The 15,267-nt window shown below is 53.1% G+C and carries 12 protein-coding genes and 1 tRNA gene; 11 read left to right on the top strand and 2 right to left on the bottom strand.

The features are described from left to right. Position 1: 1 nt before the first annotated feature. The gene (locus B5D58_RS04600) at positions 2-799 is read left to right on the top strand and encodes a MotA/TolQ/ExbB proton channel family protein (RefSeq protein WP_041356396.1); all 798 of its coding nucleotides are present in this window, start codon (positions 2-4) and stop codon (positions 797-799) included. Continuing rightward, positions 799-1,227, top strand: coding sequence for an ExbD/TolR family protein (locus tag B5D58_RS04595; RefSeq protein WP_011110987.1), 429 nt, complete (start codon positions 799-801; stop codon positions 1,225-1,227). Before B5D58_RS04600 ends, B5D58_RS04595 begins: the two co-directional genes overlap by 1 nt. A 108-nt stretch (positions 1,228-1,335) precedes the next feature. Here B5D58_RS04595 and rlmB read toward each other — a convergent pair whose 3' ends face one another. Together rlmB and rnr are read right to left on the bottom strand one after the other, a co-directional pair. Further along, a complete protein-coding gene (gene rlmB, locus B5D58_RS04590) occupies positions 1,336-2,118 on the bottom strand; it encodes a 23S rRNA (guanosine(2251)-2'-O)-methyltransferase RlmB (protein ID WP_011110986.1) in 783 nt (260 codons plus the stop codon). A gap of 23 nt (positions 2,119-2,141) precedes the next feature. Further along, a complete protein-coding gene (gene rnr, locus B5D58_RS04585) occupies positions 2,142-4,343 on the bottom strand; it encodes a ribonuclease R (protein ID WP_011110985.1) in 2,202 nt (733 codons plus the stop codon). A gap of 107 nt (positions 4,344-4,450) precedes the next feature. Between rnr and B5D58_RS04580 the strand changes: the two genes are divergently transcribed. The 9 genes from B5D58_RS04580 to B5D58_RS04540 all read left to right on the top strand — a co-directional run. After that, positions 4,451-4,535, top strand: a tRNA-Leu gene (locus B5D58_RS04580). 199 nt (positions 4,536-4,734) lie between these two features. Beyond that, the gene (locus B5D58_RS04575; protein ID WP_143023702.1) at positions 4,735-5,859 is read left to right on the top strand and encodes a hypothetical protein; all 1,125 of its coding nucleotides are present in this window, start codon (positions 4,735-4,737) and stop codon (positions 5,857-5,859) included. A gap of 283 nt (positions 5,860-6,142) precedes the next feature. Further along, positions 6,143-6,583, top strand: coding sequence for an adenosylmethionine decarboxylase (speD, locus tag B5D58_RS04570; protein WP_011110983.1), 441 nt, complete (start codon positions 6,143-6,145; stop codon positions 6,581-6,583). Further along, complete coding sequence (gene speE, locus B5D58_RS04565) at positions 6,580-7,557, top strand: polyamine aminopropyltransferase (protein WP_011110982.1); 978 nt, start codon at positions 6,580-6,582, stop codon at positions 7,555-7,557. Before speD ends, speE begins: the two co-directional genes overlap by 4 nt. A gap of 306 nt (positions 7,558-7,863) precedes the next feature. Beyond that, positions 7,864-9,033, top strand: a complete 1,170-nt coding sequence (locus tag B5D58_RS04560) for an efflux RND transporter periplasmic adaptor subunit (RefSeq protein WP_234988999.1) — start codon at positions 7,864-7,866, stop codon at positions 9,031-9,033. Position 9,034: 1 nt separating this feature from the next. Next, on the top strand, positions 9,035-12,163 hold the full coding sequence (locus B5D58_RS04555) for an efflux RND transporter permease subunit (RefSeq protein ID WP_011110980.1): 3,129 nt from the start codon (positions 9,035-9,037) through the stop codon (positions 12,161-12,163). An 87-nt stretch (positions 12,164-12,250) separates the two neighbouring features. Then, positions 12,251-12,922, top strand: coding sequence for a response regulator (locus B5D58_RS04550; RefSeq protein WP_011110979.1), 672 nt, complete (start codon positions 12,251-12,253; stop codon positions 12,920-12,922). Continuing rightward, on the top strand, positions 12,919-14,304 hold the full coding sequence (locus B5D58_RS04545) for a sensor histidine kinase (protein ID WP_011110978.1): 1,386 nt from the start codon (positions 12,919-12,921) through the stop codon (positions 14,302-14,304). Before B5D58_RS04550 ends, B5D58_RS04545 begins: the two co-directional genes overlap by 4 nt. A gap of 656 nt (positions 14,305-14,960) precedes the next feature. Then, positions 14,961-15,267, top strand: a 307-nt coding sequence (locus tag B5D58_RS04540) for a transposase (RefSeq protein WP_078737650.1), incomplete at its 3' end; no start/stop codon positions are given.

Raw genomic sequence — 15,267 nt, 5'->3', positions numbered from 1 at the left:
GATGGAAAAAGCGCTTGGTTTCTCTAATTTTCTGACACAGATCGATCATGTCGGAATGTGTGTGCTGGTCCTCCTGCTTGCCTTGTCAGTAGCAAGCTGGTATCTGATCGTCACCAAAAGTATCAGCAATACGATTGCTTCACGCCGTGCAAATGCTTTTCTCAAGCACTTCTGGAATATTGATACCATTCCGCAGCTCGAAACCGAGATCAGAACCATGACCGGCAATCATGCATTCATCCAGCTGGCCAAAACGGCACTGGGCGTTACAACGGATTCCCAAAAACACGGACTGGAAAAACTGGCAGCAGCTGGCGGTATCAACGAGCTGCTCACCCGTTCACTGCGCAACAGCCTGGATCAGGAAGCTGCACGTATTGAAAATGGCCTCACCATCATCGCTTCAGCAGGTTCTGCCGCACCATATATCGGTCTGTTCGGTACAGTCTGGGGAATTTATCATGCCCTGATCCAGATCGGACTGTCTGGCCAGGGTACTCTGGACAAAGTGGCTGGCCCGGTAGGTGAAGCACTGATCATGACGGCACTGGGTCTGGCAGTCGCCATCCCGGCGGTACTGGCCTTCAACGCCTTTACACGGCGTAATCGTTTGTGGATGGCCCAACTGGACAGTTTTGCACATGATCTTTATACGATCCTGACGGTGGGCAGCAAAGTAGGCGGAGAAAACAGTGAGAAAGCCCCTCTGAAAGTCGTTACAACGACTTCGCAGCGCAGTGCCCCGGCAGCCGGACTGGCAAATGCAACAGCAGGTATCGCTAGTGGAGAGGGACACTAATGGCTTTTGGCGATTCATCCCGTTATCAGAGCAAGACCGCCATGTCTGAAATCAATGTCGTACCGTTGGTAGATGTCATGCTGGTACTGTTGATCATCTTCATGATTACCGCGCCACTGCTGACACACTCGGTCAAAGTCGATTTGCCCAAGGCATCCAGCTCTCCCAATCTGACCCAACCGGAACACATCGAATTTGCCATACGTGCAGATGGCAGTTTTTACTGGGGGGGAGAACCTGTTACGCTGGACCAGCTACCTTCACGTTTTGCCGCGGCAGTTGAACAATCCCAGCAAACTGAGTTACATATTCGTGCTGATCGCGACACACACTATGAACTCGTAGCCAAGGTCATGAGTATTGCTGCTTCAGCCGGGCTGGCACGTATCGGTTTCGTTACCGATCCGACTGGTGAACAACAACCCTGACAGTCCTCAGCATCAGATTCTGCATTTCGTTTCTTCCCGCCATCATTCATACTTGGCTCATGCTTGACAGCTGGGCCGGGTATGAAACCAGTTCAAGCAACGTCTGATTCAAACTGCATTTTTCGGAGCCGGGACATTTAGCCCGGATCCCGTTCTTTGTGAATGCTGCCGGAACGTTTCAAACAGGCAAATCCCGGCACTGACTGATACATTCAGGCTTTCGATACTACCGCTCATGGGAATGCTCACCAGCAGATCGCATGCTTCCCGGGTCAGGCGGCGCATGCCCCCGTCTTCTGCACCCAATACCCAGGCGAGAGGCCTTGTCAGCGTGACAGAATCGAGGGTATCAGGCGCATCAGCAGCAGTTCCAACAATCCAGAGACCCATCTCTTTCAGTTCTCTCAGTGTTCTGGCCAAATTAGTCACTGCAAAAAAAGGGACGGTATCTACCGCGCCACTGGCGACCTTATGAACCGTTGCTGACAAACCGACCGCCCGATCCTTGGGAACCACTACCGCATGCACACCAAATGCATCTGCCACGCGCAAACATGCTCCCAGATTGTGCGGATCCTTGACGCCATCCAGCACCAGTAACAATGCCGGCTCGGTCAATCCTTCCAGTAAATCTTCGAGTGTAGCGTACCGGCGCAACTTCGTAACATGGGCTGCTACACCCTGATGGCGAGTAGTGCCCGTCATTTTGCACAGTCGATCCTGTTCACAGAGAATCAGGCGAGTAGAAGTGGTTTCAGCCAGACTCATCAGATCACGCGCCCGCTGATCATGCCGATTGGTATCCAGATAAATTTCCTTGATGCTGTCCGGATGCTGACGCAAGCGACTGGTAATGGCATGGAAACCAAAAATATATTGAGAATGGGTCATGTGCTGTATTGGGAGAGTGAATGTTACCTGCTGGATTTCTTGCGTACGCTGTTATCTGCAAGGATGAAATCGATCTTGCGCGTCGCCAGATCGACCCGGACCAATTTTACCTGCAGCCTGTCACCCAACCGGAAACTGATTCCACTCCGCTCGCCGCGCAGTACATGCTTGACTGCATCATAATGAAAATAATCACTGGGCAGTTCTGAAATATAAACCAGACCCTCGACATAAATCTCATCCAGAGTGACGAACAGTCCAAAGGCAGTTACTCCTGTGACCACACCCCCAAAGCAATCGCCAATTTTATCCTGCATGTAAAAACACTTGAGCCAGGATTGAACTTCTCGCGTAGCTTCATCGGCACGCCGCTCCGTTTGCGAACAATGTTTGCCGATTTCATGCCAATCACCCGGTTCATACTGTTTATCCGCAAGTACTGCCTTGATGGCACGATGCACCAGCAGATCCGGATAACGCCGGATGGGTGAAGTAAAATGAGTATACATTTCATAGGCCAGACCAAAATGCCCGATATTATCCGGATTGTACATAGCCTGACTGAGCGATCTCAACATCACCGTTTGCAGCAATTGCGCATCTGCCCGCTCCTTGATGCGATCGAGTATCCGGGCATAGTCTCTGGCCTGGGGTTTTTCACCGCCACGTAACTGCAGGCCAAACTCTTTCAGAAAATCCCGCAGTGCTACCAGCTTTTCATCAGTCGGCCCTTCATGAATCCGGTATAAAACGGGTTGCTCGTGCTTCTGCAAAAAATCAGCCGCGCACACATTGGCCGCCAGCATACATTCCTCGATCAGACGATGAGCATCATTACGCTTTACCGGGTATATCTGCTCGATCTTGCCCTGATCATTGAAAACCATTTCTGTTTCAATGGTTTCGAAATCAATTGCGCCCCGCTTTACGCGGGATTTGTGCAACACCTTGAACAAACGGTACAACAATTGAATATGTGGCAGCAGTTGTCTGTGTTCTTTGGCAACCGCCCCTTTTGGCTGATCCAGCAGTTCGGCAACGATGTTATACGTCAGGCGCGCGTGAGAAAGCATCACTGCCGGATAAAAACGATATTCGACCAGTTCTCCTCTGGCCGTCCAAAGCATTTCACATACCATACACAGGCGATCTACCTGCGGATTGAGTGAACACAATCCATTGGAAAGCACTTCCGGCAGCATCGGAATGACCCGCCGCGGGAAATAAACTGAATTACCCCGATTGAATGCTTCTTTATCCAGAGCATCCTGATCACGGACATAATGGCTGACATCGGCAATGGCAACAAATAGCCGATAATCCTTTCCTTCCTGACAACAATGAACAGCATCGTCAAAATCCCGCGCTGTTTCACTGTCGATCGTCACCAGCGGCAGATGACGAATATCCTCCCGTTTAGTGAGATCTTTCTTCAGAACTTTCTGGGGAAATTTGACAGAGATAACTTCCGGTGGAAATTCGTGGGGTAAATCAAACTTGCGCAACGCGATTTCGATCTCCATGCCTGGCGCAGCATAATCCCCCAGGATCTCGATAATATGTCCAATCGGCTGGGCATGCTCCCTTGGCTGCTGAATGATGCGTGCCACAACGATCTGCCCGGCATGCGCATCCATGATATTTTCCTTGGGGATGAGAATATCCTGGTTGATCCGCTTATCTTCAGCCACGACGAAGAAAATACCGTGTTCTTCGAATAATCTTCCGACCAGCTGCGTATTGACGCTCTCCAGAACTCTGATGATTCTGCATTCCCGCCGCCCCCGCCGATCCACGATATTGGTAACCCTGGCAATGACGCGATCACCATGCAGCACTTTGTGCATCTCTTTGGGAGTCAGGAACAGATCAGTGCTGCCATCATCCGGAATCAGAAAACCAAAACCATCGCTATGGCCTTGAACAACCCCTTTTACGAGTTCCAGTTTTTCGGTTACACAAATATCGCCCTTGCGATTACAGATGATCTGCCCTTCACGAATCATCGCAGCCAGCCGGCGACGAAAGAATTCGGATTCTTCGGATGTAATATCCAGCAGTTTCAATAGTTTGGATTCACTGATCGGCACCCCCTGTTTATCCAGTACTTCCAGGATGAATTCACGACTGGGCAGCGCTTGCCCGTAACGGGTCTGCTCACGTTTAAGAAAGGGATCGAGTTCACGAAGCTGATTTTTCTTGTTTCTTTTTCTCTTGATTGACAAATCGAAGGTTTCCTATAGAATTTACGATCTTTCTGCGCCGGCCTTGTTTAGCCCGGTTCCCACAGAATCGGCTGACGGCAGATCAGCACAGTAATGATCAGGATAATGCCCAGATGGCGGAATTGGTAGACGCGCATGGTTCAGGTCCATGTGCCTTCGGGTGTGGAGGTTCGAGTCCTCTTCTGGGCACCAGAAATGGTCATAATAAATGACCGGAAAACTTTCCTGATAAATCTTCCTTTCGGAACTATACCAAAATCTGACAGCATACGATTCCCGTTATGAGCACGGGTTGTATCGGTATCTCTGCAATGCGGTCACTTCAGTCCTCCCAGGGAAACAAAATTACTGCTTTACTGCTCCTGTGATTCAGTCATTTTTCACAACAGTATTGAATTTTACGTTCACTCCCTTCACGTTCCGCCGCAATATCCGCCTGCTCATCCTGAGCATTCCAGCCAGCATACTGCTGACCGGGTGCGTGGTGAAAGGTAACGCACTCTGCACCGGCGAACCGGTCATGACGATCGAAACCCGGGGAGGAGGCAGTGAAGACATTGCTGTGCTGCCACTGGACCCGACCGGTAATATCACCCGGCTTTTCATCCGTGAACGATGCAATGATAGCAGCGACCCGGAATGTAAAACAGGCCAGTGGCGTTTGGGCAGTGTCGATATTTCCCGGGAAAACACACCGGCATCCACACGGTATGCATGGCGGCCCGGAAACAATGCCAGCGAAGATGACTTCGAACCATTGGGAATGTCACTGGTACCTGGCAACACTCCCGGAGAAGGTACACTATTCGTCATCGACATCGCCCGGCCACAGTCAGTACGTATCTGGCAGCTGGACATCAGCGGCGGTGAAATCACTAAAGCAACGCTTGCGACACCAGCCGATACCCAGACCGGCGCCCGACTTACCGCAGCCAACAGCCTTCAGGCCGTCCGCAATGATGATAGTAGGAGTTTTCATCTTACTATCACCCGGTTTGATGAATATGGCCTGCTGCCATTCAGGCCAACTCCCTGGCCCGCCCTGGTACGAATCAACAATGGAGTGATCCAGCCTCCCCCGGCTCAGGATTTCAGAAACGCCAATGGCATCATCCGGCCCTGTGCCGGTTGCGATCTGGTCATTGCCAGCTACTGGGAACGCAGACTCCGCTTCGTCTCAAAAGAAAATGGTGAAATCGGTGAATATGCCTCGGCAGAACTCCCCATACGGCCCGACAATCTCCGGCTCGATGGTGAACGCATCCTTATTGCAGGCCAGCGCCGGGTCGATCTCACCGCACTGAACCTGCTGGTATCGCCACACATTCCCTCCCCTTCCGGCGTCTACGCCATCGATACCCGGTCGCTCGGCCCTGATACCGTACCTACCTTACTATGGGAAGGCGGATGGAAACATGGTCATTCAGTAGCAACCGCTGTCGCCCTGCCAGGCAATCGCCTTGCGATCGGCCAGATCAACACGCCCGGCATACTGATCGCTGATTGCTCACCTTAGGGAACCTCCGTCTGGCAATTTGCCCTCATGATGAATTAAAGTTAAAATTCCAGGTTTTTTAGAGGTTATATTCAAATATCCTCTTTTTCCGCAAACCTGCTGCGATATGATACGAATACGATCGTACCCGCAAGATTTCTCGCTCAGATAAGTTAGGTACGTTTATTTTCTTTTTATTTGATTTTCACTGTCAGGATCAGGCTGCCGGCTTTCATATAGCCGCCCTCGATCTGGCTTGTTCGGACGGTATGTCCTGTTTACCACTTTTTCGTGGAGATGCGTCATGCGTGTTCTGCCTTATATCCATTCCACCTCTGTAGTTGATGCTACTGTATCGCCGCGTGGTAAACACCTTGTGACACGCGCAATGCCGGGATTGCACCTCATCGGTGACCTGTTCGGCTGTCGTAATGGCGCCGATTTGATGACGGATACTGCTGCACTTGAAGCTTTCTGTAAACAAGCCGTAGCCGATGCCGGCCTGACCGCCGTCGGCAGTCTGTTCCACAGCTTTGGCCCAGGTGAAGGAGTAACCGGCACGATCATGCTGGCTGAATCACATCTGGCGCTGCACACCTGGCCAGAAGATAATTATGTCACTCTCGATGTATACGTATGCAGTTACAGCTGTGATAATTCTGCCAAGGCCGAGTGTCTGTTTAAAACACTGATGCAGGCATTTCAGCCGGCCGATCCCCATCTGCACCGCGTCGTACGTGCATGAGCACCTCTGAACGACCTCCCTCGCCTTCCAGTATGGCAGAGGATTTTGCTGTCGAACCTCTCTCACCGGATTTCGGTTTTTATTTACGCACCACAGAATTACTGGCTGAACGTCATTCGCCCGTGCAGCACATCGAAATTGTGCAGACACCGCTATTCGGGCGCGCCATGCGCATCGATGGCTGCTTCATGACTTCGGAACAGGATGAATTCTTTTACCATGAACCGATGGTACACCTGCCAGCCATTACCCACGGCGATCCACGCCAGGCACTGGTCGTCGGCGGTGGCGATGGGGGGACAGCCTATAACCTCCTGCGTTACCCGAACATGGAGCGCGTTGTACTGGCTGAGCTCGACCGTGATGTCATCGATATGGCGCGTACATGGTTACCCAAAGTGCATCGGGGGGCTTTTGAGGATCCGCGCCTGGAACTGCATCTGGGGGATGGACGCGCATTCACTGGAAACTGTAAAAACCAGTTTGACCAGATCGTGCTGGACCTCACGGATCCTTTCGGTCCCGCCATATCTCTGTATACACGTGATTTCTACCGTGCCTGCCGGCGTGCACTCAAACCGGGCGGTGTCCTGTCATTGCATATCCAGTCACCAATCTATCGCAGCCCGATAATGGCACGCCTGCTGGCATCATTACGCGATGTATTCGGTGTAGTACGTCCGTATCTGCAATATGTGCCGCTATATGGCACCCTGTGGGCAATGGCGATGGCATCTGATTCTGCAGATCCGTTGTCGTTGTCTGCTACCGAGATCGATGCGCGCCTTACGCAGAACGGCCTGATCGATCTGAAACTCTACAGCGGCGGTACCCATCACGCCCTGCTGAATTTGCCCCCTTTTGTACAGACTCTGCTGTCAGAACCAGCTTACCCGATCGATGATGGGAACAGCCTGGATGACATCAATCTGGATCCGCGTGAAGCCGGCAAGCTCAAGCTGATACAGACATGAAGCGATCATTTACGATCGTACTGCTGCACTCGGTTTGATCGCCAATCTATAAATCCATCGATCCGATGGTTCTCCAGTAATTCAACGGCCGATCCGGCCAACCCGCTCACAAGCAGGAAAAAAACCGCAACTTCAGCTGTTCGTCAGGCAAACGCAAGTCGAGGCGGTCTATATTCATCCCATACGGAGATCGACTGTCATGCGCTGTTCAATCCTGTTCATCCTCATTTTGCAGGTCATACCGCCCAGCAGCCAGGCGCGCCCGCATCCAGGCCGAGATCAATCAATTCATCAATGAATTACATGATGAAACACAGATATCAAAAAATAATTATTGCTATCGCCCTCATTCTGGGAAGTGCAATCGCAGGCATCTCCGGCTATTTTCATTCCCGGCAAGCTGCTGTCCACTCGGAAACCAACAATACCAATTCCAGTCACAATCCCGACCATCTGGTATTTCCAGCCAATGCCCCCCAGCTCGCCTACGTCAAGACAAGCCGGGCCGTCATTTCACCGTTACCGGCAAGCGAACCACTGACCGCCCGGCTGGCACTGGCTGAAAATCATACCGCCCGTATCATTCCTGCAGTCGCCGGCCGTATTTTGCAACTGCACGCTGAAATTGGTGATCAGGTCAGCATGGGTGCACCCCTTGCGACACTGGACTCGCCGGATTTTGGTACCGCCCTTGCCGATCTGCATAAAGCAGAAGCAGATGTGTTACGAAAACATCTTACCTACAAGCGAGCACAAGAACTGCTGGCGGGTGACGCTATCGCCCGACGTGACGTTGAAAGTGCCAGAGCAGAATGGCAGATTGCGGCGGCGGAAACAGAACGTGCCCGATTACGAATCAGGAACCTGTCTCCCAACAGTAAAATTCAAAATGAACAACTCGTATTGCGTGCACCTGTTGCAGGCATCGTAGTCGAGCGCCAGGCCAACCCGGGCACGGAAGTCCGCCCGGATCAGGGTGTGCCGCTGTTCGTCATCTCCAATCTGTCCCGCCTGTGGGTACAAGTCGATGTACCGGAACACCTGATTGGCCGGGTACATACCGACAATCCACTATTACTCTCGTTCGATGCATTTCCTGGCGAATCCTTCTTTGCCACCATCACTCGCATCGCGCCCCAGCTCGATCCAAATGTTCGTCGCGTCCAGGTACGTGCCGAAATCGACAACCCGGATGGACGCCTTCGCCCGGCCATGTTTGCCCGCGCCCGACTGGCCGATTCACAAGCTGTCAATGTCATCCGACTGCCTGCGGTATCGGTGATCACCCATGGAATTTATCCTACGGTTTTCATTGAAACGGCTCCTGGTCAATTCGTCCAGCGACAGATCCGTATCGCTTTCCAGGATGCCGAATCTGTCTGGCTCGAACCGGAGAATAGCAGCGTACAAGCCGGTGAAGAAGTCGTGACCGACGGCGCCATGTTGCTTGCTTCTGAACTTGCCGCCGGTAACTAACATGCTCAGCCGTCTTATTTCATTCTCGATCAAACAGCGACTGTTCATTCTCGTCATGGTAGGCGCCCTGCTGATAGCGGGCATACGAGCCTTCATCGAACTGCCGATCGAGGCCTTTCCCGATGTGCAGGACGTGCAGGTTCAGGTCATCACCCAAGTTGTCGGTCAGGCGCCAGAGGAAGTCGAACGCAGCGTCACTATCCCGATCGAACGGGAAATGAGCGGTATCCCTCAAATGACCCAATTACGTTCGGTTTCCATCACCGGATTATCGGTCATCACCATGATTTTTGCCGATGGTACCGAGGATCGTCTTGCACGTGCACAAGTCCTGGAAAAACTGCAAACTGTCGACCTGCCGGATGGCGTAATGCCCACTCTGGGGCCACTTACCACTGCCGTGGGTGAAATTTACCGCTATGTGGTAGATGCTCCACCCAATCTGCCGCTGTATGAAGTCCGTGCGATCCAGGACTGGATTATCCGGCCGGAATTAAGACGTGTACCGGGTGTGGCAGATGTCGTCGGCTTTGGTGGATCAGTCAAGGAAATCCAGGTTGACGTGGATCCGAATGCGCTGCGCAAATTCGGGCTGACACTGGACCAGGTCAGCCAGGCACTCCGTGAAAACAATGCCAATACCGGTGGTGGCATCATCCGCCGTGGCGGTGAAGGGCTGGTACTACGTGCCATCGGTCTCTTCCATACGGTCGAAGATGTAGCGGCCACCGTCATCATGTCACACGAGGGTAAAGCCATTACCGTGGGCGATGTCGCTACTATCGAAATCAGCGGGCACACCCCTCTCTCCGGCATCGTTTCCCTCGCTCAACAGGGCGATAATGGCAAGATCCTGAGCCAGGATTCAATCGTCGAAGGGATCGTGCTGATGATAAAAGGCAGTGATCCAAGCAAGATCATCCAGACGCTCAAGACCCGGGTAGATGAACTCAACAGTCAAGCCAAGCTCCCTGAAGGCGTGCACATACGCCCGATCTACGAGCGTACCCAGCTGGTGGACCACACAGTAGCTACCGTCGGTGAAAATCTCCTTCTCGGTGCACTGCTGGTAGTGGCCGTACTGATCGTATTCCTGCGTGACTGGCGGACTTCTCTGATCGTTGCCTGCATCATTCCACTGACATTGCTGTTTGCCTTCATCATGATGAATGCACGCGGCGTATCAGCCAACCTGATTTCACTGGGTGCAGTCGACTTCGGCATTATCATTGACAGCGCCGTAGTGCTGGTGGAAGCGCTGATGGTACGGCTGATGCTGCGGCAAGAGCCCGGATCCGGGCAGGATACCGCCAAATGGCGCATCAATGCGCTGCGGCAGACCGCCATCAATCTCGGTAAGCCCATCCTTTTTTCAAAAGCGATCATCGTTCTTGCCTTTGTACCGATATTCACCTTCCAGCGTGTGGAAGGCAAAATCTTTTCTCCGGTAGCCTTCACCCTTTCTTTCGCGCTGATCGGCGCCATCATCCTGACACTTACGCTGGTTCCCGCGCTGCTCTCCTACCTGCTGCAGCGCAGTTCCATATCCGAACTCCACCTCACCTGGATGGAACGGCTGAAAACCGGTTACCGGAAACTGCTCGACTGGACGGACACGCGTCCCCGTATCATGGCCGGAATTACCATCGCTTCACTGGCAGGGGCACTCACCCTGCTGCCGGTGATCGGTACGGAATTCCTGCCTAAGCTCGATGAAGGAAACATCTGGCTGACAATCGCACTCCCTCCTTCCATCCACCTGGAGCAATCGAAAGAAGTAGAGCGTGCAATACGGGCCAAGCTGATCACCTATCCGGAAGTCAAGACTGTCGTAGCTCAGGTCGGCCGGCCGGACGATGGCACCGATCCCAAAGGAGCCAATAATCTGGAAATTCTGGCTGATCTGAATCCTCGCAGCAGCTGGCGTTTCAGCTCCAAAGAGAAACTGGTGGCCGACATGTCGCACTCGCTCAAGGCCATTCCGGGCCTGCCGACCAATTTTTCACAAGTCATCCAGGATAACGTCGAAGAATCCCTGTCCGGCGTCAAAGGTGAAATCGCCATCAAGGTATTCGGCCCTGATCTGGAAATCCTGGAGGATAAGGCTGAACAGATCGTTACCCTGCTCAATCATATCCGTGGCGCAGTCGATGTAGCAGCCATCAAGGTCGGTGGCCAGACCGAGGTTACCGTCACGCCGGACCGGCAAAAGCTGGCGCGTTACGGTATCAGCATCGCAGAAATCAACACTCTTTTTCAGACTGCATTCGGTGGCAGTGCAATCACCCGTTTTTATGAAGGTGAACGGCGCTTCAACGTCAATCTCCGGCTGGCCCCGGATTATCGGCACACCATCACCGATATTGCCAACCTGCAGATCGCCATTCCGGGCAGTACCGGTGCATTCCTGACACTGGGGGAACTGGCCCGTATCGACGTGCGCCAGGGCGCTTCCCGTATTGCGCGTGAGGCGGGCGGCCGTGCCGTTTCGGTCAAAGCCAATCTGATGGGACGCGACCAGGGCAGTTTCGTCAGTGAAGCCCAGAAAAAGGTCACCGAGCATGTGCACCTGCCACCGGGTTATCGCATCACCTGGGGTGGACAGTTCGAGAACCAGCAGCGCGCGATGAAACGGCTGATGATCATCGTTCCCGCCAGTCTGCTTGGCATCTTCGTATTACTGTTCTGGGCATTCAAATCGCTGCGCTCGGCCTTCATCATTTTACTGATCGCCCCGCTCACGCTGATTGGTGGCCTCACCGGACTGGCCCTGTCGGGGTTACATCTCTCTATCTCGGCTGCCGTCGGATTTATTGCGGTATCGGGTATTGCCGTGCAGAACGGCGTGATCATGGTCGAAGAAATCGTTGGCCTGCTTCATAAAGGACGATCATTCGCTGAAGCAGTACGGGAGGGTGCGGTATTGCGTTTGCGTCCGATTCTGATGACGGCGCTGATGGCCGGCCTCGGGTTGCTGCCAGCAGCACTTTCTCACGGCATCGGCTCGGAAACCCAGCGCCCGTTTGCGGTCGTCATCGTCGGCGGTATCATTTCCGCCACTTTCTTCACGCTGATGCTGCTGCCGCTGATGTTCAACCGGCTGGCACGGCCCAAACATACACAACCTTAAGGAACCGGCCAGGACAAATCAGGCGCAATTTTTTCACAGTTTGCCGGAAACATCGGGTGTTACCATGGAGCTGACTGGAGGAAAGCAATGCGTATTCTGGTTGTCGAAGATGATTCTCTGGTGGCAAGCGGCATCAAACAGGGACTGACCAACGCGGGCTATACCGTGGATGTGGCACGAAACGCCGCAAGTGCTGAACGCCATCTCCGCGAAGAGAATTTTGATCTGGCCGTGGTAGACATCGGTCTGCCGGATATCGATGGATTGACCCTCGTGCAACGACTGCGTCACCGGAAAATGTGCCTGCCCGTGCTGGTGCTGACGGCACGCGGCAGCATGGAAGACACCATTGCCGGCCTCGATATCGGTGCGGACGACTATATGACCAAACCATTCCGCCTGCCGGAGCTGATCGCCCGTATCCGCGCCCTGATCCGCCGCGCCCATTCGATCACCAGTACCGAATTGCAGCATGACCGACTGGTTCTCAATACCGGCAGCTATACAGCGACATTGAACGATCAGCCGCTTTTGCTGACCCGGCGCGAATGGACAATCCTCGAAACCCTGCTGATGGCCTCTCCCCGCGTAGTCAGCAAGGACAAACTACTGCAGAACCTGACAGGCTGGGACAAGAACATTACCCCCAATGCCATCGAAGTCCACGTATCACGTCTGCGCGCCAAGATCGCCCCGGGCGGGATCGAAATTCGCACGGTTCGCGGCATCGGCTATCGTATCGACCAGAGTCACTCATGAAATCCGGCTTTTCCCACCCACTGGGTTTACGGCAGCGATTGCTGCTATGGATACTTCTTCCTCTGATCGCGGTTTTCATCGGCAGCATCCTGTTCGATTACCGCTTGGCACAGGAAACTGCCGATACCGCCTATGACCATTCCCTGAATAATGCAGCACTGGATATTGCGGCTTATATTCAGACTGTCGGGTTGAGCCCCAAACTGCGCCTGACGCCGGAAGCAGAAGCCATGCTGCGTCATGACGCAGTGGACAAAATCTTCTTCGCTGTTCGCGACTCCAATAAACAACTGCTGATCGGTGATGCCCAGCTGCCGGCTTACCCCGGAGCGATCCACAAACGACCGGTATTCATCGATGATGTCTACCAAGGCGAAAAAATCCGCGCTACCACGCAGCTCATCATGGTCGATGCCAATGAGATCACCATCACCGTGGCTGAAACCATGCGAGAACGCGAGCACGCCAGCAACCGGATACTGGCAGCAACGATCATTCCCAATCTGATCATCATCGCTGCAACGCTGCTAGTGATCTACTTTGGCGTGCGACGCGGGCTGGCACCGCTGGTACATGTCGAAAACCAGATCGCCAGCCGCTCACCCCGTGATCTGCGTGCGCTCGACATCGGACACGCGCCACGCGAAATTCGCCCGATGCTTACCCGGCTCAATGAACTGTTCGAATCGCTGCGTACAGCGGCAGCCGCCCAACAGCGCTTCCTGGCCGATGCGGCCCACCAGCTGCGCACGCCCCTTGCCGGTTTACAAACCCAGATCGAACTGGTAGCGGCCGAAGGAAAATATGTGCGCAACGATGAACGGCTGGCGCGTATCGAGGAAGCAGCAGAACGTATCGCCCATCTGGTTACTCAGTTGCTGATCTATGCCCAGACTGAGCCGGCAGCTTCCGCCAACCAGACTTTCCACCCGGTAGCGCTGCACGAACTGGCGGAAAGCGCGGCCTCGACCTTCATCGACCGTGCCCTTGCCAAAGATATCGACCTCGGCTTCGAAATCCAACCGGCAGTCGCTGAAGGAATTGCCTGGATGCTGCGTGAAGCCCTGGGTAATCTGATCGATAACGCACTACGCTACTGCCCTGCCGGTAGCACGATCACGGTTCGCAGCGGCGTCCATTCCAGCCGGCCCTGCCTGGCCGTGGAAGATAACGGGCCCGGTATCCCACCTGAAGAACACAAAAAGGTATTCGAGCGCTTCTACCGCATTCCGGGATCGATCAGTGGCGGCTGCGGCCTGGGCCTGCCCATCGTTCAGGAAATTGCCCATCTGCATGCTGCCACTATCACTTTTTCCAGACCGGCAAATAGTGGTCTGACAGTTACACTAACCTTTCCTGAAAATCACAGAGAAAATACCTAACTAACAGAAATTTGATGACGATCATCGGGAAACGATGAAATACAGACCAGACAAAGTAGAAAAAAGGATGCCTGTCAATTTACAAAAGGGCTGTAAAAAGACAGGCAGAAGTAGAGGAGGAAGCAACTACTTACCGGTAGAGCACGCTGCTTATCCAGACAAGATCCGAAAGAAAAACCTGCATTCCTTCTCACGAATCTATTTCATATTGCAAACATGAATCCGGATGTCAGAGGTGGTACAGATAATGAGTCGATTATGCCCTCAAACATTCTGCTTGAGAATGTGACATATTGTCGCAGCCTGATTTGACGGGGTTTTAGAGATGTTCCGCATAATTTACGCATCGCCCGCAGGGTTGAATTTTCATCCGGAATAGATGTGTTTTAGCCCTCCAGAACACCGAACACCGGCACTCCTGGATCCACCGTCATAAATCCAGGTAACCAGTATTTGTCAACAAAGATATCCGATTTTTCACACGGCGTAGCTTAGATTCTCAACGGACGTAGCATGTTCTTTCGGCGGATTCAGCCAGACCTCTTGGATAGGGGTTGCCAGTCCCGGAGTGGATGAACCGGTGGTGTGGGTATGAAGGGGCCACCACCACGAACAAGACTAGGGTCTGTTAACACTATTTGTATTAAAATTACCGAATGGAAATATCCGCATCGCAATTCAAGCTTATTGAAAATCTACTGCCGATACAACGGGGTAACGTCACACTTTCGAATTTGGAAGTGCTCAACGCGATTCTGTATGTTGCAGAGCACGGCTGTAAGTGGCGTGGTCTGCCTGTGAAATTTGGCAATTGGCACAGCATTTACACGCGCGCCAACCGTTGGGCCAGGAATGGCGTCCTGGATCGGGTTTTCCTCGCGCTTCAGCAAAACAAGCTGATACAGCTGGAAGTGGATCACATGTCGCTGGATAGTACGATAGTCAAAGTCCATCCTGATGGTA

The organism is Nitrosomonas europaea (assembly GCF_900167395.1).
Lineage (GTDB): Bacteria > Pseudomonadota > Gammaproteobacteria > Burkholderiales > Nitrosomonadaceae > Nitrosomonas > Nitrosomonas europaea.
This window is presented reverse-complemented; position numbering and strand designations above follow the sequence as displayed.

Coding starts and splice junctions, on each gene's coding strand:
- B5D58_RS04600 (WP_041356396.1), top strand. CDS start 2: ATGGAAAAAGCGCTTGGTTTCTCTAATTTTCTGACACAGATCGATCAT.
- B5D58_RS04595 (WP_011110987.1), top strand. CDS start 799: ATGGCTTTTGGCGATTCATCCCGTTATCAGAGCAAGACCGCCATGTCT.
- rlmB (WP_011110986.1), bottom strand. CDS start 2,118: ATGACCCATTCTCAATATATTTTTGGTTTCCATGCCATTACCAGTCGC.
- speD (WP_011110983.1), top strand. CDS start 6,143: ATGCGTGTTCTGCCTTATATCCATTCCACCTCTGTAGTTGATGCTACT.
- speE (WP_011110982.1), top strand. CDS start 6,580: ATGAGCACCTCTGAACGACCTCCCTCGCCTTCCAGTATGGCAGAGGAT.
- B5D58_RS04560 (WP_234988999.1), top strand. CDS start 7,864: ATGAAACACAGATATCAAAAAATAATTATTGCTATCGCCCTCATTCTG.
- B5D58_RS04555 (WP_011110980.1), top strand. CDS start 9,035: ATGCTCAGCCGTCTTATTTCATTCTCGATCAAACAGCGACTGTTCATT.
- B5D58_RS04550 (WP_011110979.1), top strand. CDS start 12,251: ATGCGTATTCTGGTTGTCGAAGATGATTCTCTGGTGGCAAGCGGCATC.
- B5D58_RS04545 (WP_011110978.1), top strand. CDS start 12,919: ATGAAATCCGGCTTTTCCCACCCACTGGGTTTACGGCAGCGATTGCTG.